We start from the raw sequence: 21,283 nt of genomic DNA, 5'->3' as shown, positions 1-21,283 counted from the left end.
TCTATCACCACGGCAACGATCAAAAAAACGGCACTGACCACACCCCTCGATTTTTCCTTTCCTTAATCGTTGCATAATAGGATGAAAAAGAAATAACTTTTCGATCCCCTCATGTAAAACATTCCCTAAAACCATAGAAGCCCTGCTGGTGACTTTAAATTCTCCTTTATAACTAATGATAAGACCAGCAAACCCAACATTATTAGGTGAACCAATTTCTCTATCAATAAGATGCCAAAGAGCCCCTCTTGTTTCTGTTGGGACGTTGTATTCTCTAGAATATTCTAAGATATCTTTCAATGCCTTTTTGAGATGCTTTCCTTCCAGAGGCCGATCAACGTTGAGCGTAAAAAGTTGTTTGGCATATCCTTCAATTACAAGGCGCGTGAAATTCATAGCAGAAGCACCCGCAGTTATGGCAAGCTTAAAAAAATCGGGTATCCAAGGAGCTGTTTTTTCACTTAAAATGGCTAAGAACCAGAATGGAATAGAATGCGTCTTTAATAGATGGCATCCATCCAAAGATTTTTTAAAACTTCCATCACCTCGAATTAAATCATGGCTCTGACTATTTGGTCCATCAATGCTGATTTGAATAGAAACATTCAGTTTTTTGAAAGAAACAACCTGATCAAAAGTCAAAACTGTTCCATTTGTTTGAATGCTCAAATCACAGAATGGAAAATATTTACGAATATTTTCTAATAATGGAATCAAAAAAGAACACAAAAGTGGTTCGCCGCCGCAAATGGTTATTGACGGTTTCATACGCAATTTCTTTAACAGTTGTTTGTATTGTTCAAGAACTTGTAACCATTGTTCATAAGTGAGGGCACCCTGATTTTTGTGGTGAGGGTGATAACAATGCACACAGGCCAGATTACAAGCGTTAGTTATATCAAGCTGGATTCCCAGAATTTGCCGTTGAGAATCAACAAGGGGCCAGATTTTATTGCAGAACCAGTCAATAAAGCGATTAAACATATTCTGTCTTTCAATAATCTTTTCGGAGGTTATCCAAAAAAGTTGTGCGATTTTTTGTTTTTATTTTCTCTTTTTATAAAGCAATTCCCATGCCATGTGCGAGAAAAGTCATATCGTGTTAAAAATCATACAGTTGAGGGAAAAGATGAAAGGGGTGTATGTGTGCGGAAGTGTATCAGTTTTGCAACACCTGTCTCAAAAGTTGTGCAAAAAAACGGGAGGGGGGTCAAGGCAGGGAAGCTTGGTCCGGCGGACCAAGGAAAACTGCCGCGACAACATTTAAAAATTTGCCGGTGGAGGGGGCTTTGCTAAGCCCCTATTGGAATCTGCCGAGTGAGCAGAGCGAACGTGAGGGGGAGGCTCCAACGGCTTTGCCGTTGGAGGGGGCGACGCAAGCCCCTACAAATAGATTTCAGGATTCGTTTTCCAGATTTTCCAAAAGGGTTTTCAGTTCTTCGAGATTTTCTTTGCAAAGCTCCTGAAATTTTTGGAGCTTGGGGTCTTCCTTGTGAGTGTCCACAAGATGCAAAAAAGTCTGAATCGGATTGATGCAATTACGAATTTTGTGAAACAGTTGGGCCTTAGCGTTCTTTTTACCCATCGTGCGACATTCTAGAAACAATTTGCCGCTAAAGGTCAATCATAAAATGAATTTATGTTTGGTTATCTTTAAATTTCTCTTTGCGCAGAATCTGGATGGATTTTGTCAAGATTGGGTCAGGGTCGCTTTTATAGTCTTTGATGGAAGGAATGATTTTCTTGTTTACCTCAATTGTACGACCTTCAATTAGCTGGCCATCAGCCGCCCATGATTTGTCCCACGGAACACTCAGTAGAGCACCAGATGCGGGAAGTCTGTAATGTTTAGCGCCACCATTGCTACCCGAGGCAGGTTCTCCCAAAATCATGGCAATGTCGGCCGTTTTTGCCGCGACAACAAAATAGGAACAGGTAGAACCGCATTCCGGCCCGGAAAGAATGCCAGCGGGTCTGTTCTTGAAATATTTTCTTAAACTCATATTGGGTTCAGCCATACATTTTTCAGGTGCACCCCATGTTCCATCTTTGTTTAGGAATGATTCTGTAAAAAAATGTATTTTTTGATCTACCAGCAATTGCAATGCAATTTCTGCAATGGTGAGTTTGCCGCCACTATTTTCTCGAATATCCATTATCAAAGAATCGGTTCCCTTGGCCTTTTTCAATGCTGTTTTTAAGTGTTTGAGAAAACGATAATAGCCGTCTTTGTCTTTGTGATCTTCGGGAAGACCGCAATGAAAAGTTTTGACGATTAATATAAAAGTGCCGCTTGGATCCAGTTTGCTTTCAATACAACGGGGTTCTGGTTTACCAGCCTCTTTGTCCCACCACACATATTTTTGCCAGTTCAAAGGGAGCATTTTTGTTTTACCGTTTGGTAAAAGTAATGTGATAGTTTTTGCTGGAGGGTTTTTTCTCACAAAACTATACCAGCCAAGATTGTTCATTGCCCCATTTCTTCGTCTTAATTTGGTTGATCCGTTTAGTTTGTCAGCTCTTCGCCGAAGCCATATTTCGATGGGGAGATTGTCAACTTGGGTGATTAGTAGGGGTAGTGGTAAATGGGAACAGTCTGCCGGCTTTTCACATTTAACAAGAGCATAACCTTCTGAAACGTGGGCCACATGCAGACCGGAATGATAGCTTTGATCTTCAAATCCAACCGGAAGGAAAATGTCTAAATGTGGATCGTGAAATAGTTTCAGTGTTTCCTCCATGGAAGCAAGATAATCTTCGTTACTGCCATCAATATGTTTTTTTAGGGTATTGAGAATTTTATGAATATTGATGCCATCCTGCTTTTCATGAATCTCTTTATTGCTCCATTTAGTAGTAATTATTTTTTCAATATATTCAATCTCCTTCAGCCGCTCTTTTGGCGTAGTAGCGTGAAGACTGCTCGCCAAAAGAGCGGACATCAGAAGTGTAGTGATAAGGAGTTTTTTAAACAGCATCCGAATCCTTTTTCTCAAAATTACTTGCATACTTAAAAACTCCTTGCAGAAAAGAAGATTCCACATTGAAGGCACTTTTCGTGACTTTGGTTCTTTGTGCTCTTTAGGTTCATTTGGTTCTCTATAAGGTTTTGGCGTATCAGGTTCATTCGGTGGAAGATGAATTTTGGGTACCTTTGGTTCTTTGGGTTTCCATGGGTATGTATGACACCAATCATCATCATCGACCGCTAAATAAATAGTTCCAGTAGTGGAAGATGGAATGCCAGAACTTTCTTTATTGCTTTTTGGATCTTTGGGTTCCTTGGGGGTTTTGGATTCTTTTGGCTCTTTAGGATAACATGCTGGATCCTGAGGCTCTGTTTTACCCCAGCCCCTTTGCTTCTCACCCCGATCGGTTCTAACTTCACACTCTACCTCCCTCCAAGTCGGTCCCCCAATTGCGCTGCGCTTTGCCATATCGATACTCATATCACTACTCCTTGTTTTTGGCATACAAAAGGACTCAACTATAGAGACCCATTTTCTGCCGTTTGTTATGGCAATTCATGTCGCAATGGTTGTGCCAAGTAAAAGTGAGTCTGAATGATTATCGCAGAGACAGATATTTGAATTTGAAACAGTGTGTATCAGCAAATAAACAAAATTTGGAAAATTATTGATTCTGTCATTGCGAAAAAACCAAACCATCCAATTGACGCGTGTGCTGTGGTGTGATGAAGGAGATTACTGTTATGCCCAACATGAATGCTTGGCGGTTGGAACCCGGAAGACCTTCTCTCCCTGAAGTTCATCGAAGCGTGCCGATGCCTGAGAGTGCTTCACTCTGGCGCAAGTTGTTGGCGTTTGCCGGGCCCGGATATTTGGTGGCGGTGGGTTACATGGATCCCGGTAATTGGGCGACTGATCTGGCGGGCGGGGCGCGTTTCAATTATGCCCTTCTAAGTGTCATTCTTCTCTCCAACATCATGGCGATGTTTCTGCAGGCGCTGTCCGCAAAACTTGGCATCGTGACAGGTCGCGATTTGGCGCAGGCGTGCCGCGATCATTATTCCAAACCCGTGCGACTTTCTCTCTGGGTTTTGTGTGAAATTGCCATTGCCGCGTGTGATTTGGCCGAGGTGATTGGTTCGGCCATCGCGTTGAATCTTTTATTTTCGATCCCGCTTGTGTGGGGCGTTGTAATTACCGCCGGGGATGTTCTGCTTCTTTTATATTTGCAGAATAAAGGGTTTCGATATGTTGAGGCGCTTGTCATCACGCTCATTCTTATTATCGGCGCCTGTTTTCTGACGGAAATTATTTTATCCAAGCCGGATATTGCCGGTGTTCTGCACGGTTTCATTCCGACAACGGAGATTTTTAAAAATCCGGAAATGCTTTACATCGCCGTTGGTATTTTGGGGGCGACCGTCATGCCGCACAATTTGTATCTTCATTCTTCCATTGTGCAGACGCGCAACTATCCCGATACGGAAGAGGGAAAAAAAATGGCGATCAAATATGCCACCATCGACTCCACCGTTGCGCTTCTTTTTGCGCTGATGATCAACGCCTCGATTCTCATTATGTCTGCCGGTGTTTTTTACAGCCGCGGTCTTCATGAAGTGCAGGGGATAGAAGAGGCGTATAAATTGTTGAGCCCGCTTCTTGGCGTTTCCTTCGGCGGTTTTCTTTTTGCCGTGGCCCTGCTGGCTTCCGGACAAAACGCGACACTGACAGGCACTCTTGCGGGGCAGATTGTCATGGAGGGTTTTTTGAATCTCCGCTTGCCACCGGTCGTGCGCCGTCTTATGACGCGTCTCCTTGCGATTATTCCCGCGGTGATTGTAACCGCTTTTTTCGGAGCGCGCGGGATGGGAAAGCTTCTCATCTTAAGTCAGGTGGTTTTGAGTCTTCAACTTTCGTTTGCGGTTTTTCCGCTGGTTTTTTTCACAAGCGATCGCAAAAAGATGGGGCGTTTCGCGAATGGATGGTTGATGAAAGGAATTGGTTATGCGATGGCGGTTTTTATTGCCGCGCTGAACACATGGCTTTTGTATATGACAATTTATGTATAAAAAAATTTTGGTGACATTGGATCATACGCCGGCGGATAAAACCATTTTGGAGCATATCGAAAAGTTGCACCGTTTTATTCCGAGCGAAGTTTTGCTTTTGCATGTGGCCGACGGATGGGTTGCCAGAAATTATGAACGTCTTCGCCTGCGTGAATCGGAAGAGATGAAACAGGACAAGCGATATTTGGCAGAGGTGGCTAAGCGACTGATGAAGCAGGGAATCAAGACCACTCATTTTTTGGCGATGGGAGAACCCGCCGATGAGATTATCAAATTCGCCAAGGAACGAAATTGCGATTTGATTGCCATGTCCACACACGGCCACCGTTTTTTGTCCGATTTTATTCATGGCTCCACCGCAACAAAAGTTCGTCATCAGGTGGAGATTCCTCTTCTGCTGATCAAAGCGCGTCCGGTGGGAAAGAAAGAATGAAAAGTTTTTCTCTTTATCTCGGAATGATTGCGGGATTCATCCTTCCTTTTTTCAACATTCCGCTCATCCTGACAATCCGGCGCAACAAAAGTTCAAACAACATCAGCCTTATCTGGACTTTTGGCGTTTGGATCTGTTCTTTGTTGATGTTGCCGCAAATTCTCGTCACCGAAGATATGACCTTTAAAATTTTTGGGTCGGTGAATTTTGTGCTGTTTTCAGGAGTAGTTTTTTACGTCTGTCGGTATCGTTAATTTGAAAAAAGCGATCAGCTATCAGCGGTCAGCTAATGAAAACTCAATCATTTCACAACCTGAAAACTGATTGCTGATCGCTGATCGCTGACAGCTTTTCTTAGATGACTGAAGAGCCAGAGCAGAAGCGAAGACAAAATCAAACCGCCGCCAAGCAGGGTTTTTTCATCGAGAGGCTCGTTAATGAAATGGTGGGCCAAAAAAGTTCCACAAATTGGCTGTAGGAAAGTTGACAAAGCGAGTTGATTCACCGGAATTTTTTTCAACAGATAAGTCCATCCACTGTAAGAGAGCGCGGAACAAATAAGCGCCAGATACAGTGTTGCTCCCCAGCTTTTTATTCCAACCGCGGCGATATTGGTGGGTGTGAGCAGAGGCCAGTAACAGGCAAGATTGAATAAAAAACCCACGAACATCATCCAAGCCATCAACTCAAAAGGATTTCTTTTCCGCACCATATAACGCGAAACCGTGGAGCCCACTCCTTCAAACAAAAGAGCCGCCAGAAAAAAAGTGTCGCCCAACATGCGCTGTACTTCCAAAGAGCCCGCGGTTCCCTGCCAACCCGACATGATAATCATTCCAAAAGTGGCCACAAAAAAAGCGGCCAATGTTTTCCACCCGATGCGTTCCTTCAAAAAAATAGCGGCGATGGAGGCCGCGATGAGCGGTTCGAAGGCGGTTAGGATGGCGGTGTCTGTGGCGTAGGTGTGAGTCAGGGCGATCAGTTGGCAATAGGGGGAACCCGAAAAAACAAGAACACCCATGAAGATGATGAGCATCCATTCACGCGCTGAAAATTTTGTGGTGAGTTTAAAAGCGCGCAACAAAATGAGATGAGATGCGAGGCGGTCCCGACGAGAAAGGCCGGAGCGTACCTTTAATGGTACGTGAGGACCTTTCGAGGAGGGCCAACGAAGCAGATCGCTCATTTTGTTGCGCGCTCCGAATTTTCCTGCGAGCAAGAAGGCCAGCGAAGCAATGCCATAGCGAAAAATAAGAATCAGTCCCACAGGCATATCGATCATCACCTGTTTCTGGAACATGTAAGAAGCCGACCAGCCCAACTGCATCAGAAATAAAAGAACCAATGTCATGTGCCGGCGAGAGGACTTGAACCTCCAAGGGATTGCTCCCACTACACCCTGAATGTAGCGTGTTTGCCAGTTTCACCACGCCGGCCTGGTAAAAATTCTTTTATAAGAACATATTTTCTCTGTAAACAGGGAACATTGGGTTTATAAAGGTTTTTTATAAGTGCCACTGAATCCCATTTACTGAATTTAAGCACAAATACCCCTTTGCCTTTTTGGAGAGAGCCCTTTTTGGCGATTAATTTTTGGATTTTACTCTGGATCCATTCCAGGTGAGGCAAAGAGGCTGAGGTAAAAGTGATATAAAGTCTCAGGCTTTTTGGATAGACCTGATCAAAATATTTCCAAATAGAACCATCTCCATCCAGATGGCCTCTCAAAAAATGAAAAAAGAACTTGTCTGGAATTTTTAGTGGCCCCAGAATTTTCGATTTATTGGGCATTAATCCAATTGTCAGTAGCCATCGATAAAGTTTTACATCGCCAAACTGAATTCTGAAAGAAGTGTTCTTTTTTGTGCCGCCACTTTTCTTTGTGCAAATTTTGTTTTTTAAGTTGAGACATTCTTTGAATGTTTCAATGAGATCTCTGTCATTCGAAGTAAAATCGAAATGGCGACCATCTGGAGAAAGATTTCCATCCGTAGTGATTAACCCAACGCTATATGCCAATTTGGGTGTCCAGATCATTTGTTCACGATGCTCGTCGACTTAACTCTCTTCGTCTTCTTGAAAACCATCGAGTTCGTCGTCTTCTTGGCTCACGATGGCGCCACAATGGGGGCACGCTTTTTCTGCTTCGTCATAAGTATGTCCGCAGTTGGGGCATACCTTCTCTTCGTCTTCATCAAAGTCAAGATCGGCCCAATCTTTTGCTACCATGTTCAAGTCCTCCCTTGCGTTCGCTCCTTAGTTCAGGAATAACGAAAAAGTCAATGATGGCAAGCGCAAAACAAAATGTCCGTTTTTGCGTATACCAGTTTGTCATCCCTGCGAAGGCAGGGATCCAGTCTTTTTCAGCTTTTCTGGATTCCCGCCTCCGCGGGAATGACAAAAAGAAATCGGATATTTTGTTTTGCGCTCGCCAGAATACGATTGACCCTGAAAATGAATAAAATAGTCGGTGAGTTATCCCTCCATTATGAAGGTTATGGTTTCGTTATCCCTAAGGAGCCCGGACATCCGGATGTCTTTATTCCGGCGCGTCTGGTGGGGGACGCCATGCACGGTGATATTGTCGAAGTCTCGGTTCGACAGAGCGACAAGAGTCTTTTCGAAGGGGCCGTAGAAAAAATTCTGGAACGCCGTTTGAAGCAGTTGGTGGGACGTTTGGAGATGGAAGGGAAGTACTGGTCTCTCATTACGGAAGATCAACGGGTTCATCACCGGATGAGATTGAAAAATGTTGATCGAAGTCTCCACCGCGGCGATTATGTCGTCGCAAAAATTATAAAATATCCTCAAGGGAAAAGTGGTTTAGAGGGTGAAGTCATCGAACGTCTTCCTCAAAGAGGCAGTCTCCCCGCCGAAATTGAATATGTTATCGCCAAACATCAGTGGCCCAAAACATTTCCCGATGCCGTATTGGAAGAGGCGGGGAGTTTTAGAAATACCAGCGAGCAGAGCGAGCGTGAGGGGGAGGCTCCGGCGGCTTTGCCGGCGGAGGGGGCGACGCGAGCCCCTATAATAGACCTTCGTTCTCTAGGTTTTGTCACCATTGATGGAGAAGACGCCAAAGATTTTGATGATGCGGTTTATGCAGAACCGCTTTCGGGTGGTGATATCAAACTTTGGGTCGCCATTGCCGATGTCAGTTATTATATCAAACCCAACCAACCGCTTGATCGCGAAGCATACGATCGCGGCACCTCCGTTTATTTTCCCGGGCGTGTTCTGCCCATGTTGCCGGAAGTTCTTTCCAACGGCTTGTGCAGTCTGCGTCCGCACGAAGACCGTCTGGCAATGGTTGCCGAAATGGTGATTGACAAAAATGGCAATGTTCATTCGGAACATTTCTATTCCGCCATTTTTCAAAGCAAGGCTCGCCTGACCTACACACTTGTTCGGCGTCTTTTGGTCGACCGGGAAGAAAAACTGCGTGAGGAGATGGATTCGCTTCTGTCCATGTTGGAAACTCTTTCCGAAGCGGCCACCCATTTGAAAACCAATCGCACGAAACGCGGCACCATCGATTTTGATTTACCGGAACCCGACATCGTTTTGGATTTGACCGGCGGCATTGAAAACATTGAGCGCGCGGAACGCAACTGGAGTCATCAGATTATTGAAGAGCTCATGATCGTGGCCAACGAATCCGTCGCCCGTTTTCTGACAAAGAGAAAAGTGGGATGCGTTTATCGTGTGCACGATTCTCCGCCGCCCGACAAATTGCGCCGTTTTTATCAGCTCGTCAACCGGTTGGGTTACAAGGGAAAGATGAAAATTCCCAGCAGTTCCAAAATTTTGGGAGAAGTGGCCAATTTTTTTAAAGGGCATCCGGAAATCCGGCTCGTCAACACCATGTTATTGCGTTCCATGTCTCAGGCGGTTTACAGCCACGAAAATGTCGGGCATTTTGGATTGGCGAGTGAATGCTATTGTCATTTTACATCACCCATCCGCCGTTATCCCGATTTGATCATCCACCGCCTTTTGAAACAGGCACTGCGACCCGACACCAAAAAAATAAAAATGGGGGTTTTGGCAGAAATCGCAGAGCATTGCTCGATTCAGGAAAGAAGGGCGATGGATGCGGAACGGGAGATGCTGGCGCTTCATAATACGATTTTCATGCAGTCCAAATTGGGGGAAGAGTTTGACGGTATTATTTCGCATGTCACCAAATTCGGATTTTTTGTGGAACTGCTCGACTATTTTGTAGAAGGGCTTGTCCCTTTGCAAAATTTATCGGGTGACTTCTATGTTTATGATCAAGATCATCTCTGTTTGCGGGGCAAAAAACGCAAAAAAATATTTAAAATCGGCGATCGGGTTCGCATCAAGGTGGAAGAGGTTAAGTTATTGGAAAGACGGACCTATTTTAATCTTCTTGACATAGCACGAGAAGCATAATTTTATGCCACAATCATTAAAAAGGAGGTTGCATGGATCCTAGGGATTTGGATGTCATCCAAAGGTATGTTGGTGAAGATGAAACGTTGGAAGTTCTTTATAAAGAGCATATCAGTTACGAAAAACAATTAGCCAAGTTGGCCAGTAAGTTATTTCTTTCTCCTCAAGAAGAGCTCAAAAAAAAAGAATTACAAAAAAAGAAGTTGATCGGCAAAGACAGATTAGAAGCGATCCTGAAAAAATATCGCAATAATCATTAGGATTGAATAGTTTTATGGAAACGACGCTACCTTGTTATCGCAAAAGGCCGATAAACCGGCTTATAACCCAAGAGAGCTACCCTTATCTTATTTTAGGGGTTTTGGCAGGGCTTCTGCTTGGTTTTTTCTTTGGGGCGTTGGGCGCCTTGTTGCCCGTTCTTTTTACTTTTTATGTCCTTATCTTTTTTCGAAATCCCTCTCGCAAAGCGGCCAGACAGGATCGTGGACTGGTTATTTCTCCCGCTGATGGAACCATTTTGGAAATTGTGGACGACGAAGAGAAGCATTACCTCAAGAGCAAAGCAAAACGCGTCAGCATTTTTATGTCTCCGTTTAATTGTCATATCAATCGTGCTCCCATAACGGCAAAAGTTGTGGATTGTTTTTACAAGGAAGGAACGTTTGCCGCCGCTTTCAAACCCAAAGCGATGGAAACAAATGAACATCACGCCGTTTTGTTGGAGGAAGAAGGGAGACAGCGCTGGCTTGTGGTGCAGATTGCGGGATTTTTGGCCCGCAGAATTGTGAGTTATGTGCAAGGGGGAATGTTGCTGAATCAGGGAGACCGTTTTGGTCTTATCCAGTTTGGTTCTCGCACCGATTTATATTGTCCCACCAACGTTGAAATTTTTGTCAAACCCGGGCAAAAGGTGTATGGCGGAAGAACTATTCTTGGAACCAAGGTAGCAAAATGAAAATCACCAAACGTCGAATCAATAGAAGAGCAGGGGTGAAGAAGGGCGTTTATCTTCTTCCGAATCTTTGCACGACCGCCAGTCTCTTTTGCGGTTTTTTTTCCGTCATCAAATCACTTCATGGAGAATTTGTGCTGGCCGCTTGGGCCATTTTGCTGGCGGGCGTGTTTGACATGTTTGACGGGCGTTTGGCGCGGTTAACGCGTGGCAGTTCCCAATTTGGTATTGAATATGATTCGCTCGTTGATTTGGCTTCGTTTGGTATGGCCCCCGGCATCTTGATTTACAGTTGGACTTTGCACGACTTTCACCGCTTCGGCTGGGTTGCTTCTTTTCTCTATTTCGCCTGCGGTGCTTTGCGTTTGGCTCGTTTCAATGTGCAGGCCGATTCCATCGAATCGAAATTTTTTCAAGGACTTCCAATTCCGATGGCGGCTTATGTGCTGGCTACCCTTATTATTTTTTATGATGATTATTTCGCAATCCCTCCGGTGCGAAATTATTGGATTTTGATTCTCACCATGTTTCTTGGTTTATTAATGGTATCCACGTTGCGGTTTCCCAGTGTCAAAGAATGGAATTTTAAAAGCAGGCTTTCCTTTTTTGCGCTTGTCATCACGGCGGTCGCGATAGGAATTCTGGCTTGGGAGCCGCATATCATGATGCTTATCTTCTCGCTGGCCTACATGATCTCAGGCCCCATTTTGGATATTTATCTTCGCTTGAGACCGTCAAAAAAACAGCCGGAGCCCCGTCCCATCAGCCTTATCGAGCACAAAGAAAATCAGGAAAAGCAGGGGTAAAATTGGAAAAGCGATCAGCAATCAGCAGTCAGTTAATAAAAAATCAATCATTCACAAGCTGAAAGCTGATAGCTGACCGCTGACAGCTTTTTTTGAAATACTATGTCAAAGTGCGCTTTTTGTCAGAAAGAAGTTCCCGTTTTGGGCAGGGTGGGGAGATGTGATGTTTGTCCCTCCTGCGATCACGACCTTCATTGTTGCTACCAGTGTCAATTTTACGATATAAAAGCGCACCGTGAGTGTCGTGAACCGCAGGCCGAATATGTCTCCGACAAAGAAAAAGCAAATTTTTGCGATTATTTTGTTTTCGATCCGCAAATTCAGGTGAAAACCGCGGATAAAGAAACTCAGAAAGCCAAACTTGAATCTCTCTTTAAAAAGTCAAAATAACACCATTGTGACGGGTGGCCCGGAGGGTTGTCAGCCCGATCTTTTGGGAGGGCGTGCAACCCGCAGGGACAGGACCCGTCATATTTGAAAATGACATTGTAGGATGTTTTATGGCTGTGCTAGTATAAGCCCCATTATGAAATTAATCTTCGGTTTTATTTTCGCAATTTTTATTTTCGCAACCGCTCCAATTTTTGCCGGCGACCCCATTACCGATTATGCTTTTGCGCAAAAATGTTATCACACGCTGGATAAAACAGTCAGCAGGGGTTGGGATAAATGCGTCAAACAATTTGAACAGATTGTGACGGCTTACCCCAAATCAGATCAGGCATCTAAATCCCTCTTTAGTATCGGCCGCCTTTCACAGGAGAAATACAACATCTCACATAACGATGAAGATTTGCAGGGCGCGTTTAAATCTTTGAACGAATTTGTAAAAACCTATCCTCAGGATTTGATGGCCGATGATGCTCTCTATCGTATTGGGTCTCTCCGTTATGAAAAACAGGGGGACAAGGCAAAAGCAGAAAAAGCAATGAAGGCCATTCTGGAACGTTATCCCAATGGAGATATGGCAAAAGCGGCAGAGGAATATCTGGACAAGTTAAACGGCATTCAGACAGAAAAAATACCGAGTTTCCAAATTAAAAAGAAGGGAAGTGTGATTTCTGCGTCGCCGGACGAAGAAGATGCGGCTTCCATCCCTGAAAAAGTAGAGGCGTTGCCTTCAACGGCGGTAAAAACACCAGTGTCCGAGATGGATTTTCGCATTAAAACGGTGGCCATTGATCCGGGACACGGGGGTGAAGATCCCGGAGCAGAAGGACCCGACGGCACTAAGGAAGCAGATATTGCGTTGCAAATTTCGCGCAAAGTGGCTTTCAAGTTGAAGAATGATTTACATCTAAAACCTTTTTTGACACGCACCAAAAACAAAACATTGACGCTTGAAGAGAGAAATTTAATCGCCAACAAAAAAAAGGCGGATCTGTTTATTTCCATTCATGCCAATGCCAACGATTCCCCGAAACCCACAGGGGTTCAGGTTTTTTATCTGAATAATTCCACGAATCAGGCTTCCAAGCGTCTTGCCGCACGCGAAAATAAGGAATCCAAAAAACCAAAAAATATTTCAGAAAAAATTCTTTCCACCATGTTGCAAAATGCTAACACCGATGACTCGAGAGATTTGGCAAAACTGGTTCAGACGTCGCTCGTTACACATCTCGCCAAAAAATATCGCGCGGTGAAAGATTTAAAAGTGGATTCCGCTCTTTTTTATGTATTGGTGGGGGCCAAGAGTCCCAGCATTTTGGTGGAGACCTCTTTTATTACCAACCCCAAAGAGGAAAAACGTTTGAAAGACAGCCAGTATCAGTGGGAAATTGCAGAGGGGATTACAAATGGAATTAAAAAGTATATTGAAACACGTCACAAAGTAGCGACTTCCCTTTAACATGCTTCTTGCACTCCTATTTTTATTGCTCATCGGATTGGTGATTTATCTCTGGGTGCGTGAGCGCCGCTATCTGAAGAAAAAAACCTCCGAAGCGATGAGTGAAAGGGTCTGGAAAGATGTAATTGAAGAGAGGGAAGAAGCGCTGAAACGCCGCCGCAAATTTCGTGAATCTCTTGAAAGAGCAAAACAAAAGGAAAAATTGTGAACAAAGGAATTACAAAAATTTTTTTTTGGTCCTTTCTTTTTTTATGCGTTGGCACAACATCCGCAGTGGCGAAAATTCCCAATGTCCTCTCACATGCCGAAGGGGATATCCGTTACACTTTTGCCTATTGGCCCGCGATCCTGATCGGTGGTGGCGCCATCACCGCTGGAATTTTGACGACGAAAGATCATTCCATTCAAGGAAATTTTCAAAGACGGCATCTGGGGAAGGCAGATACGGTAGCCGAATTTATCGGCCAGCCCTATGTGCTCGACCCCGCCGCTTTGGTTTTATTTGGTGCCGGAGAACTTGCCCATAACGAAAAACTTTCTGTAACAGGAGAAACACTTCTTGAAGCGCTCCTCTTTACAGACGCCATGACCGGAATTTTGAAACTGGGATTTGATCGCAAGCGTCCGAATGGTGGAAGTTACAGTTTTCCTTCGGGACACGCCTCTTCAACCTTTGCTGTTGCCACCGCATTGGAAACTCTTTACGGACTCAAAGCGGGAATCCCCGCCTATGCATGCGCTTCTTTTATAAGCATCACGCGTGTTGATATGAATGCGCATTTTGTTTCTGATGTGGTTTTTGGAGCGGCCTTGGGTTCCGCCATCGGCTGGGGCGTTGCCCATTTTCACAAATTAAAAAATCCAAATCTCTTCATTGTCCCCACCGTCGCGGAAGGGAAGGGGTTGAGTATCGTGGGAATATTTTAGTTTATGGAATCGAAAAAAAAATTCACAATCAAAGCCAGAATCAAAAGTTTTGCCTATGCTTTTCAGGGAATCAAGCATCTGCTTTTCTCACAGCATAATGCGTGGGTTCATTTTGCCATCACAGTTCTTATGATTGTGCTCGGATTTGTTCTGCAACTTTCCACCGTGGAATGGTGTCTGATTGTTTTGGCGATGATGATTGTATGGACGGCAGAGGGAATGAATACAGCCTTTGAATTTTTGTCCGACGCCGTTTCAGAAAATCACCACCCGTTGATTGAAAGCGCCAAAGATATCGCGGCCGGAGCCGTCCTAATTGCCGCCATAGGAGCAGTAATAATCGGCATTTTAGTTTTGTATCCGCATTTGTAATTTACTCTCAAAAGGCCGTCGAATATTGGAGAGATTATAAAAGCAGGAGATAGCTTATGAAAACCAAAAAATATAAAGATTTTCTCCAGAAAGAACTGAAAAATCCAAAAATCGCTGCCGCATATTTGAACACATGCCTTGAAGAAGATGATGAAGAGTTAATGCTTATGGCTTTGCGAGACGTTGCCGAAGCGCAGGGAATGGGAGCGATTGCAAAAAAAACCAATATCAGCAGAGTCACTCTTTATAGAGCTCTCTCCAAGGGGGGTAATCCAGAATTCAATAGCTTATTAGATATTTTAAGGGCATTACGACTTCGGTTCTCCTTCAAGGCCCGGGTTGCCTAAATGCAAGTTTCCTCTTGAACATCTGTAGTAATTTGTTATCTGCAGACAATCGCGCGGGAGTAGCTCAATTGGTAGAGCGCAACCTTGCCAAGGTTGAGGTCGCGGGTTCGAGCCCCGTCTCCCGCTCAGAAAATAAGTCCCGGCCATCGGTCGGGATTTGTTTTTTTGCAGTCATATACAGAATACGAAAACAAATCATCTCCTGACGTATTTGCTACATCTTTGGTTCACCAGTTCACAATTATCCCAACCTGATTCCGGCATCCATTTTGCGTATGCATACTGCATGGATTACTAGCGAAAATTGTCTTGCGCTCTATATCCAATTGGTCATATTATGACAATGAAGGTATCCTTTTATACAACTGGCTCTGGCAGATCATCGGGTTTTTTATGTGCTGATTGAAGGGAAAGAAATGGTTTTGCTCACGCTTACAAGAAACAAGGACAGAAGTTGCCTCTCAAAGAACGGGATGTAGCTGTGAAACGAATGAAGGAGGTTTTATTATGAAACCAAAAGTTAAACGAATTTTACTCAAAGAAGTTCTCAAAAGAGAATTTAAAGATGCAGAGTTCAGTTTTTACTTTGAGAGAGAAAGAGCAATCAGTAAAATTGCCCGATTGGTGAGAGATGCCCGACAAAAATCCAGCCTGACTCAAGCGGCATTGGCCAAGAAAGCAAAGACAAGCCAAACCGTCATTGCCCGTCTGGAATCGGGTGCCGACCAGCGCATTCCATCACTTGATTTATTGGAGAGAATCGCATGTGCCCTAAAAGCAAAACTTCTCATTACCTTCGATTACAAAAAAGCCGCTTGAATCTGGTATAGTTTGTAAACTGTTCCCTAATCCCTCCCATAAATATCCGTTCGGAATTGTAGGAGGCCTGCTTCATCAAGCCAGACTGTTTGGTAGATTATGTTCACGGGTACCGGGGCGGGGAGGAGGATTGTGATTTCTTTTCCTTCGTCAATGGTCTGACGGATTTTCTTTAATGTCCATCGGGGGTCGGCTCGCAAAAGAAGTTCGGCAAGTTCAAGCGGTTTTTCAATCCGAATACATCCGTGACTTAAGTGGCGCATGGGGCGAGCGAAAAAATTTTTCGCGGGGGTGTCGTGCAGATAAACGTCAAACTCGTTCGGCATGACAAATTTGATGCGGCCCAGCGGATTTTTCGGACCCGGTTTTTGTTGGTAGCGGTTCTCCGTAACTTCAATTTCCTCTTTTGTAAGATAATCGGGGTCTTTTTTTATTTTGGAAAGAATCTCCCGTTTGACAATGCTTGCGGGAATATTCCATGTGGGATTAAACGTAATGCCCGTAATGTTGCTGGTGAATATCGGGGTTTCCCAATTCCGCTTTCCCACAATAATAGACATGCCCAGTACCGGTTTTTTATTTTCGAAATAATCGAGATGAAAAGCGGGGATATTAACAAGAACATATTGTCCTTCGGGAATTGGTTGTGGTTCTTTTTCTCTCTGGATGGCGGCTTCAATCTGGCGAATTCTTGTTTCAACGGGAATGTTGAGTGCCTGCAAAGTGGTGACGCCCACAACGCCGTCCTCCGTTAAACCATGGCGTTTCTGAAAAAGTTGGACGGCTTTTTCAAGGGACTCATCAAAAAAATCGGGATCCATTGCCTCTTTTTCCTCCAAATCTTTGGTGAGAAAAAGATGCTCTCTCAACGGCACAACACGGAGATCAGAGAGACCTTTCTCGAGTTTTGGGCCTTCGCCAATGGCCAGCCAACCCTCCGACTTTCTGATTCTTTCATAATAGTGAAGCGCCTTTTCCAGATTTTGAAACGGAATCGCCTGCGCCAAAGTTGGGGTTAAAAATTGGGCAAATAGAAGTAGAACCGTTAAGAGAAGCTTCATTATATTTATGAGAGCGCTGAAAAATTCACTGTCCGCATAAGGGCATATCCGAAAACCGTGATAATTGGGAACCTCCCAAAACTGCCAAGGTGCTAGGCGCCCGCGAACCCGCAACCGGAGCGTACCTTTATTGGGACGTGAGGATTGCGGGTTCGCGGGCAACAACGCAGATGGGCAGTTTTCGGAGGTTCCCCCATAATGAATTCAGGAAAGATCGTCAAGCGTAAGTCTAACCCTTCAAAAAATAACCATTTTTGTTTTGACATGGGGTGTAAAAAAAACTATGGTCCGAAAAATTTTGGGACACATCCCTTAAGGAGGAATTTTTAGATGCCAATTCATATTGAACCGTCAGAGAAGCAGAAAGGCTCCGAGTTTGCGAAGCTTTTGGATTCCCAAGAGCGCCAAACTTTGATCGAAGAAGGAAGTCTCGTCAAAGGAAAGGTTGTTCAACTTACCGATGATTTTGCGATTGTTGATATCGGTTTCAAATCCGAGGGGCAAGTTCCTTTGCGCGAATTCAGAGATCAAAAAGGGGGACTGCACGTTAATGTGGGCGACGAAATTGAAGTGTTACTTGAAAATATTGAAGACGATCAAGGCATCATCAGTCTTTCCAAAGAACGCGCCGATGTTTTGAAAGCATGGGATACATTGGTTAAAATTCAGGAAGAAGACGGCATTGTGGAGGGAGTTGTCATCGGAAAAGTAAAAGGCGGCTTGGCGGTAGATGTGGGTGTCAAAGCTTTCCTGCCCGGTTCTCAAATTGATACGCGTCCCGCGCGCAATTTGGACAGGTACATGGGCAAACGTTTCCGTTTCAAAATCATCAAATTGAACAAACGCAGAGGCAATATCGTTTTGTCCCGCAAAGGCGCTATGGATGGCGAACCCGATCAAAACAAAGAAGCCCTGTTGCAAAATGTTAAGGAAGGGCAAGTGATGGAAGGAAATATCAAGAATGTCACCGACTACGGCGCATTCATTGACTTGGGCGGGTTTGACGGTCTTTTGCATGTCACCGACATGAGCTGGGGCCGCGTTCATCATCCTTCCGATCTTTTCAAAGTGGGCGACAACGTCAAAGTGGTTGTTTTAAAATATGACGAAACGAGTCGCCGTGTTTCTCTGGGTTACAAACAACTTCATGAAGATCCGTGGTCGGAAGTCGAAGGGAAATTCCCTGTCGGCTCTAGGGTGAAGGGGAAAGTCGTTTCACTCACCGATTACGGTGCTTTTATCGAACTCTCTCCGGGCATCGAAGGCCTCGTTCACATTTCCGAAATTTCATGGAACAAAAAAATGAAGCACCCCTCCCAAGCTTTGTCGTTGGCGCAAGAGGTGGAAGCCATTGTCATGGATTGTGATCCAACAAATCGCCGTATCGCGCTGGGCATGAAACAATTGCAAACCAATCCGTGGCATACTTTGGCGGACCAATGTCCCGTCGGTTCCAAAGTTAAAGGAACCGTTCGCAATGTCACCGACTTTGGTCTCTTTGTTGATTGCGGAGTGGGTGTTGACGGACTTGTTCATATTTCCGATCTCTGTTGGGTGCAAAATTTCAATCAGCCTCAGGAAATCTATAAAAAATGGGACACTCTGGAAGCGGTGGTTGTGAATGTTGACACCGAAGCAGAGCGTTTCTCCTTAAGCCTCAAACAACTGCAATCCAATCCGTGGGATGTTATCCGCTCCGTTTATCCTGAAGGGGCTTCTGTTCCGGGAACGGTTTCGGAAGTTCATGCGGGTGGTGCGGTGGTGACAATTGCGGAAGGTGTCGCGGGTTTTTTACCCAAGGCGAAATGCCCAAAAGATTTGAAAGTGGGCGATAAACTCAACGTCACCGTAATGACGGTGGACGAAGAGGGACGCAAAATGCACCTGAAACGCATTGAAGAGTAAGAAGATAAATCGTTTATGAAAGCTGTCATTCTGAGCGAAGCGAAGAATCCAATTTGTTATCAAGTAGATCCTTCACGGAGTTTACCCTGAGCACGAGCAGATTCTTCGCTTCGCTCAGAATGACAAAGATGGCGAAGGGTTCAGGAATGACTTCATTTATGAGAGATGCTTAAGGAATAACCATGAAAAAATGGAGCAAGAGAATTGGTTTTTTCTTTCTCGTTTTGCTGGCTTTGGTCGGCCTGAAAAAAATCTTTTCAACTCCCGGCGCGTTTGGAAAAGCACTGGGCGTTGTTGAGGTGAACGGGGCGATCTGGGTTTCCGATGATTGGGTGGAGCAACTCGACAATTTTCGCAAGAACGACCACATCAAGGGAATTCTGGTGCGTGTTAATTCGCCCGGTGGAACTGTTGCGGCTTCTCAAGAGATTTATTCCAATATTAAAAGAATTGCTTTAACAAAGCCCGTTGTTGTTTCCATGGGGACTATCGCCGCATCCGGTGGACTTTATTTGGCGATGGGGGCCAACAAAATTTTCGCCGATCCGGGCACTATTACGGGTTCAATTGGTGTGCGCATGGATCATGTCAATCTGGAAGAGCTCCTTCGTTTTGCCAAAATTAAGTATGAAACAATCAAGAGCGGAAAGCTTAAAGACATGGGTTCTTTTACCCACGCTCTTTCACCGGAAGCGCAAACTTTGTTGGAACAGTTGATGACAGAAATTCATAATCAGTTTAAAACAGTCGTGTCGGAAGCGCGAAATATCCCGAAAGAAAAACTGGACACTTTTGCCGATGGACGCATTTTGAGCGGAGCCACGGCAAAGGAGTTGGGATTGATTGATGAGCTCGGAGATTTTAGAGACGCGGTGAGTGCGCTTGCCAAGATGGCGAAAATTGAAGGCGAACCGGAATTGGTTTATGCCGACAAGTCCGCGGCTTGGTGGGTGAGAGGTTTCATGGGAACGACAAAAATATTTTTATCCGGTCCACAATTTTGTTATTTATATCCATAAAGTTTTCAATCCATGGTCTATGGTCCATAGTCCATGGTCCCATAAAGGAGGTTTCGTGAATAAAAGTGATTTGGTATTGTACATCGCCAACAGGTTGCCGAATTTGGCGGCCAAAGATGTTGAGGTGATCGTCAATACAATTTTCGATTCGATGACTCATTCGTTGATGAAAGGGGATCGCATCGAGATTCGCGGCTTTGGAAGTTTTGAAGTGCGCGTTCGTCAGGCACGTCAGGGGCGCAACCCCAAAACAGGCCAGCAAGTTTCAGTCGGCACACGCCGCGTTCCGTTTTTCAAAGTAGGAAAAGAATTAAAAGAGAAGGTGAATAATAATCATGGATAATGAAACTAGCCCGCAAAGCGGGCGAGAGGGGGAGGCTCCGACGGCTTTGCCGGCGGAGGGGGCTTTGCCTGCCCCTATAATTTGGGCTCCTTGGCGTTTGGAGTATATAAAGGATGCTCGCCAAAAAAAAGAAGGAGTGCCTTGTGTATTCTGTGATCTCGGTTCAGGAGATCCCAATCGTGAAAATCTGGTTTTGGCGAAGGGAAAAGTCACCTACGTCGTGATGAATCGTTTTCCCTACAACAACGGACATCTCCTGATTTGTCCCTATCAACATGTCGCAAAACTCAAGGAATTATCTCCACAGGTTTATCAGGAAAGTCTCTGGTTTATGGGAGAGGGGATGGAAATTTTGGGCGCTTCCATGAACGCGGAGGGTTTTAATTGCGGATTGAATCTGGGAAAAACGGCCGGATGCGGTATTGAAGATCATCTTCACTGGCACGTCATTCCTAGGTGGTTGGGAGATACCAATTTCATGCCCGTGATCGGAAATACGCGTGTCATGCCGGAATATTTAGGCAACACCTATGACAGAATTGCCGACGGTTTTCAAAAATTAAGGAGCCCACTATGAAACGTTTAGTTTTTGCCATTATTATGGCGTTTCTGTTTTTTGTCCTTCTCAATTTTGTCTACTGCAATCTGGACCAGACCACTTTTTCGTACCCCATTGTTTTTAAATTTTGGATTCCTGTCGTGATGCCAAATGGTTTCAAGTCCGTGCCTCTGCCTTTGGGATTTATTCTTTTGATCACTTTCTGTTTGGGGATGATTGCGATTGCTCTGCTCGAAGCGCTTCCCTCACTTTATAAAACGCTGGAGCTTCGTTCCAGAAACAAGAAAATCCGCGAATTGGAAAGAGAGCTGACAGTATCAAGACAGCTAGCCGGTGTGGAAAAACGAACTTAGGAAACCTCCGAAAACTGCCCATCTGCGTTGTTGCCCGCAAACCCGCAATCCTCACATACCATTAAAGGTATGCTCCGGTTG

General features: G+C 44.7%; 25 protein-coding genes and 2 tRNA genes. 20 read left to right on the top strand and 7 right to left on the bottom strand.

The features are described from left to right. The 3 genes from HY877_08190 to HY877_08180 all read right to left on the bottom strand — a co-directional run. Positions 1-984: radical SAM protein (locus HY877_08190; protein ID MBI5300250.1), on the bottom strand; the 984-nt coding region annotated here is incomplete at its 3' end. A gap of 412 nt (positions 985-1,396) precedes the next feature. Next, complete coding sequence (locus tag HY877_08185; protein ID MBI5300249.1) at positions 1,397-1,585, bottom strand: hypothetical protein; 189 nt, start codon at positions 1,583-1,585, stop codon at positions 1,397-1,399. A gap of 52 nt (positions 1,586-1,637) precedes the next feature. Beyond that, a complete protein-coding gene (locus tag HY877_08180) occupies positions 1,638-3,449 on the bottom strand; it encodes a hypothetical protein (protein MBI5300248.1) in 1,812 nt (603 codons plus the stop codon). 245 nt (positions 3,450-3,694) lie between these two features. Here HY877_08180 and HY877_08175 point away from each other — a divergent pair, with 245 nt between their 5' ends. Genes HY877_08175 through HY877_08165 form a run of 3 tightly spaced genes read left to right on the top strand, consistent with a single transcriptional unit; the run spans position 3,695 to position 5,725 of the window. Further along, positions 3,695-5,038 (top strand): Nramp family divalent metal transporter, encoded by a 1,344-nt coding sequence (locus tag HY877_08175; GenBank protein ID MBI5300247.1) that lies wholly within the window; start codon positions 3,695-3,697, stop codon positions 5,036-5,038. Beyond that, positions 5,031-5,471 carry a universal stress protein gene (locus tag HY877_08170; GenBank protein MBI5300246.1) on the top strand — a complete coding sequence of 147 codons (441 nt, stop codon included), beginning with the start codon at positions 5,031-5,033 and terminating at the stop codon, positions 5,469-5,471. The genes HY877_08175 and HY877_08170 overlap by 8 nt, the downstream gene beginning before the upstream one ends. Beyond that, the gene (locus HY877_08165) at positions 5,468-5,725 is read left to right on the top strand and encodes a hypothetical protein (protein MBI5300245.1); all 258 of its coding nucleotides are present in this window, start codon (positions 5,468-5,470) and stop codon (positions 5,723-5,725) included. Before HY877_08170 ends, HY877_08165 begins: the two co-directional genes overlap by 4 nt. A gap of 47 nt (positions 5,726-5,772) precedes the next feature. Here the strand turns inward: HY877_08165 and HY877_08160 are convergent, their stop codons facing one another. The 3 genes from HY877_08160 to HY877_08150 all read right to left on the bottom strand — a co-directional run bounded on the left by HY877_08160 (position 5,773) and on the right by HY877_08150 (position 7,700). Next, on the bottom strand, positions 5,773-6,822 hold the full coding sequence (locus tag HY877_08160) for a DMT family transporter (GenBank protein ID MBI5300244.1): 1,050 nt from the start codon (positions 6,820-6,822) through the stop codon (positions 5,773-5,775). A gap of 1 nt (position 6,823) precedes the next feature. Next, positions 6,824-6,907, bottom strand: a tRNA-Leu gene (locus HY877_08155). Between the two features lie 622 nt (positions 6,908-7,529). Next, a complete protein-coding gene (locus tag HY877_08150; protein MBI5300243.1) occupies positions 7,530-7,700 on the bottom strand; it encodes a zinc-ribbon domain-containing protein in 171 nt (56 codons plus the stop codon). A gap of 75 nt (positions 7,701-7,775) precedes the next feature. Between HY877_08150 and rnr the strand changes: the two genes are divergently transcribed. The 12 genes from rnr to HY877_08090 all read left to right on the top strand — a co-directional run bounded on the left by rnr (position 7,776) and on the right by HY877_08090 (position 15,962). Beyond that, positions 7,776-9,890, top strand: a complete 2,115-nt coding sequence (gene rnr, locus HY877_08145; protein MBI5300242.1) for a ribonuclease R — start codon at positions 7,776-7,778, stop codon at positions 9,888-9,890. 32 nt (positions 9,891-9,922) lie between these two features. Further along, a complete protein-coding gene (locus HY877_08140) occupies positions 9,923-10,150 on the top strand; it encodes a DUF465 domain-containing protein (GenBank protein MBI5300241.1) in 228 nt (75 codons plus the stop codon). A 14-nt stretch (positions 10,151-10,164) separates the two neighbouring features. Further along, on the top strand, positions 10,165-10,845 hold the full coding sequence (locus HY877_08135) for a phosphatidylserine decarboxylase family protein (GenBank protein ID MBI5300240.1): 681 nt from the start codon (positions 10,165-10,167) through the stop codon (positions 10,843-10,845). Beyond that, entirely contained in the window at positions 10,842-11,648 is an 807-nt protein-coding gene (pssA, locus tag HY877_08130; protein ID MBI5300239.1) for a CDP-diacylglycerol--serine O-phosphatidyltransferase, read from the top strand. The genes HY877_08135 and pssA overlap by 4 nt, the downstream gene beginning before the upstream one ends. A gap of 102 nt (positions 11,649-11,750) precedes the next feature. Beyond that, positions 11,751-12,038: a hypothetical protein gene (locus tag HY877_08125; protein MBI5300238.1), complete on the top strand. Its 288-nt coding sequence runs from the start codon at positions 11,751-11,753 to the stop codon at positions 12,036-12,038. A gap of 136 nt (positions 12,039-12,174) precedes the next feature. Then, positions 12,175-13,497 (top strand): N-acetylmuramoyl-L-alanine amidase, encoded by a 1,323-nt coding sequence (locus HY877_08120; GenBank protein MBI5300237.1) that lies wholly within the window; start codon positions 12,175-12,177, stop codon positions 13,495-13,497. Between the two features lies 1 nt (position 13,498). Further along, on the top strand, positions 13,499-13,705 hold the full coding sequence (locus HY877_08115; protein MBI5300236.1) for a hypothetical protein: 207 nt from the start codon (positions 13,499-13,501) through the stop codon (positions 13,703-13,705). Positions 13,706-14,082: 377 nt separating this feature from the next. Then, positions 14,083-14,424: a phosphatase PAP2 family protein gene (locus tag HY877_08110; GenBank protein MBI5300235.1), complete on the top strand. Its 342-nt coding sequence runs from the start codon at positions 14,083-14,085 to the stop codon at positions 14,422-14,424. A 3-nt stretch (positions 14,425-14,427) separates the two neighbouring features. Continuing rightward, on the top strand, positions 14,428-14,796 hold the full coding sequence (locus HY877_08105) for a diacylglycerol kinase family protein (protein MBI5300234.1): 369 nt from the start codon (positions 14,428-14,430) through the stop codon (positions 14,794-14,796). A 56-nt stretch (positions 14,797-14,852) separates the two neighbouring features. Further along, positions 14,853-15,143 carry a putative addiction module antidote protein gene (locus HY877_08100; protein MBI5300233.1) on the top strand — a complete coding sequence of 97 codons (291 nt, stop codon included), beginning with the start codon at positions 14,853-14,855 and terminating at the stop codon, positions 15,141-15,143. Between the two features lie 53 nt (positions 15,144-15,196). Further along, positions 15,197-15,269: transfer RNA gene (locus HY877_08095), tRNA-Gly, on the top strand. 381 nt (positions 15,270-15,650) lie between these two features. Continuing rightward, entirely contained in the window at positions 15,651-15,962 is a 312-nt protein-coding gene (locus HY877_08090; protein MBI5300232.1) for a helix-turn-helix transcriptional regulator, read from the top strand. Between the two features lie 26 nt (positions 15,963-15,988). On the opposite strand, the gene HY877_08085 is transcribed toward HY877_08090, so the two are convergent. Beyond that, on the bottom strand, positions 15,989-17,023 hold the full coding sequence (locus tag HY877_08085; protein ID MBI5300231.1) for a L,D-transpeptidase family protein: 1,035 nt from the start codon (positions 17,021-17,023) through the stop codon (positions 15,989-15,991). 330 nt (positions 17,024-17,353) lie between these two features. Between HY877_08085 and HY877_08080 the strand changes: the two genes are divergently transcribed. From HY877_08080 to HY877_08060, 5 genes are all read left to right on the top strand, one after another. Beyond that, a complete protein-coding gene (locus HY877_08080; protein ID MBI5300230.1) occupies positions 17,354-18,928 on the top strand; it encodes a 30S ribosomal protein S1 in 1,575 nt (524 codons plus the stop codon). Positions 18,929-19,110: 182 nt separating this feature from the next. Continuing rightward, positions 19,111-19,947 (top strand): signal peptide peptidase SppA, encoded by an 837-nt coding sequence (sppA, locus tag HY877_08075; GenBank protein MBI5300229.1) that lies wholly within the window; start codon positions 19,111-19,113, stop codon positions 19,945-19,947. A 55-nt stretch (positions 19,948-20,002) separates the two neighbouring features. After that, positions 20,003-20,290 (top strand): integration host factor subunit beta, encoded by a 288-nt coding sequence (locus HY877_08070; GenBank protein MBI5300228.1) that lies wholly within the window; start codon positions 20,003-20,005, stop codon positions 20,288-20,290. After that, positions 20,283-20,867 carry an HIT domain-containing protein gene (locus HY877_08065; GenBank protein MBI5300227.1) on the top strand — a complete coding sequence of 195 codons (585 nt, stop codon included), beginning with the start codon at positions 20,283-20,285 and terminating at the stop codon, positions 20,865-20,867. The genes HY877_08070 and HY877_08065 overlap by 8 nt, the downstream gene beginning before the upstream one ends. Next, a complete protein-coding gene (locus HY877_08060) occupies positions 20,864-21,202 on the top strand; it encodes a LapA family protein (GenBank protein ID MBI5300226.1) in 339 nt (112 codons plus the stop codon). The genes HY877_08065 and HY877_08060 overlap by 4 nt, the downstream gene beginning before the upstream one ends. The last annotated feature ends 81 nt before the right edge of the window (positions 21,203-21,283 follow it).

The sequence above is a fragment of the Deltaproteobacteria bacterium genome (genome assembly GCA_016213065.1).
Taxonomy (GTDB): domain Bacteria; phylum UBA10199; class UBA10199; order SPLOWO2-01-44-7; family SPLOWO2-01-44-7; genus JACRBV01.
Note: the sequence above shows the minus strand (reverse complement) of the source record. Positions and strands in the feature narration are given on the sequence as shown.

Bases quoted from the DNA above. Each gene is read 5' to 3' on its own strand.
- HY877_08185 (MBI5300249.1), bottom strand. From the start codon at position 1,585: ATGGGTAAAAAGAACGCTAAGGCCCAACTGTTTCACAAAATTCGTAAT.
- HY877_08180 (MBI5300248.1), bottom strand. From the start codon at position 3,449: ATGAGTATCGATATGGCAAAGCGCAGCGCAATTGGGGGACCGACTTGG.
- HY877_08175 (MBI5300247.1), top strand. From the start codon at position 3,695: ATGAAGGAGATTACTGTTATGCCCAACATGAATGCTTGGCGGTTGGAA.
- HY877_08170 (MBI5300246.1), top strand. From the start codon at position 5,031: ATGTATAAAAAAATTTTGGTGACATTGGATCATACGCCGGCGGATAAA.
- HY877_08165 (MBI5300245.1), top strand. From the start codon at position 5,468: ATGAAAAGTTTTTCTCTTTATCTCGGAATGATTGCGGGATTCATCCTT.
- HY877_08160 (MBI5300244.1), bottom strand. From the start codon at position 6,822: ATGACATTGGTTCTTTTATTTCTGATGCAGTTGGGCTGGTCGGCTTCT.
- HY877_08150 (MBI5300243.1), bottom strand. From the start codon at position 7,700: ATGGTAGCAAAAGATTGGGCCGATCTTGACTTTGATGAAGACGAAGAG.
- rnr (MBI5300242.1), top strand. From the start codon at position 7,776: ATGTCCGTTTTTGCGTATACCAGTTTGTCATCCCTGCGAAGGCAGGGA.
- HY877_08140 (MBI5300241.1), top strand. From the start codon at position 9,923: ATGGATCCTAGGGATTTGGATGTCATCCAAAGGTATGTTGGTGAAGAT.
- HY877_08135 (MBI5300240.1), top strand. From the start codon at position 10,165: ATGGAAACGACGCTACCTTGTTATCGCAAAAGGCCGATAAACCGGCTT.
- pssA (MBI5300239.1), top strand. From the start codon at position 10,842: ATGAAAATCACCAAACGTCGAATCAATAGAAGAGCAGGGGTGAAGAAG.
- HY877_08125 (MBI5300238.1), top strand. From the start codon at position 11,751: ATGTCAAAGTGCGCTTTTTGTCAGAAAGAAGTTCCCGTTTTGGGCAGG.
- HY877_08120 (MBI5300237.1), top strand. From the start codon at position 12,175: ATGAAATTAATCTTCGGTTTTATTTTCGCAATTTTTATTTTCGCAACC.
- HY877_08115 (MBI5300236.1), top strand. From the start codon at position 13,499: ATGCTTCTTGCACTCCTATTTTTATTGCTCATCGGATTGGTGATTTAT.
- HY877_08110 (MBI5300235.1), top strand. From the start codon at position 14,083: ATGACCGGAATTTTGAAACTGGGATTTGATCGCAAGCGTCCGAATGGT.
- HY877_08105 (MBI5300234.1), top strand. From the start codon at position 14,428: ATGGAATCGAAAAAAAAATTCACAATCAAAGCCAGAATCAAAAGTTTT.
- HY877_08100 (MBI5300233.1), top strand. From the start codon at position 14,853: ATGAAAACCAAAAAATATAAAGATTTTCTCCAGAAAGAACTGAAAAAT.
- HY877_08090 (MBI5300232.1), top strand. From the start codon at position 15,651: ATGAAACCAAAAGTTAAACGAATTTTACTCAAAGAAGTTCTCAAAAGA.
- HY877_08085 (MBI5300231.1), bottom strand. From the start codon at position 17,023: ATGAAGCTTCTCTTAACGGTTCTACTTCTATTTGCCCAATTTTTAACC.
- HY877_08080 (MBI5300230.1), top strand. From the start codon at position 17,354: ATGCCAATTCATATTGAACCGTCAGAGAAGCAGAAAGGCTCCGAGTTT.
- sppA (MBI5300229.1), top strand. From the start codon at position 19,111: ATGAAAAAATGGAGCAAGAGAATTGGTTTTTTCTTTCTCGTTTTGCTG.
- HY877_08065 (MBI5300227.1), top strand. From the start codon at position 20,283: ATGGATAATGAAACTAGCCCGCAAAGCGGGCGAGAGGGGGAGGCTCCG.
- HY877_08060 (MBI5300226.1), top strand. From the start codon at position 20,864: ATGAAACGTTTAGTTTTTGCCATTATTATGGCGTTTCTGTTTTTTGTC.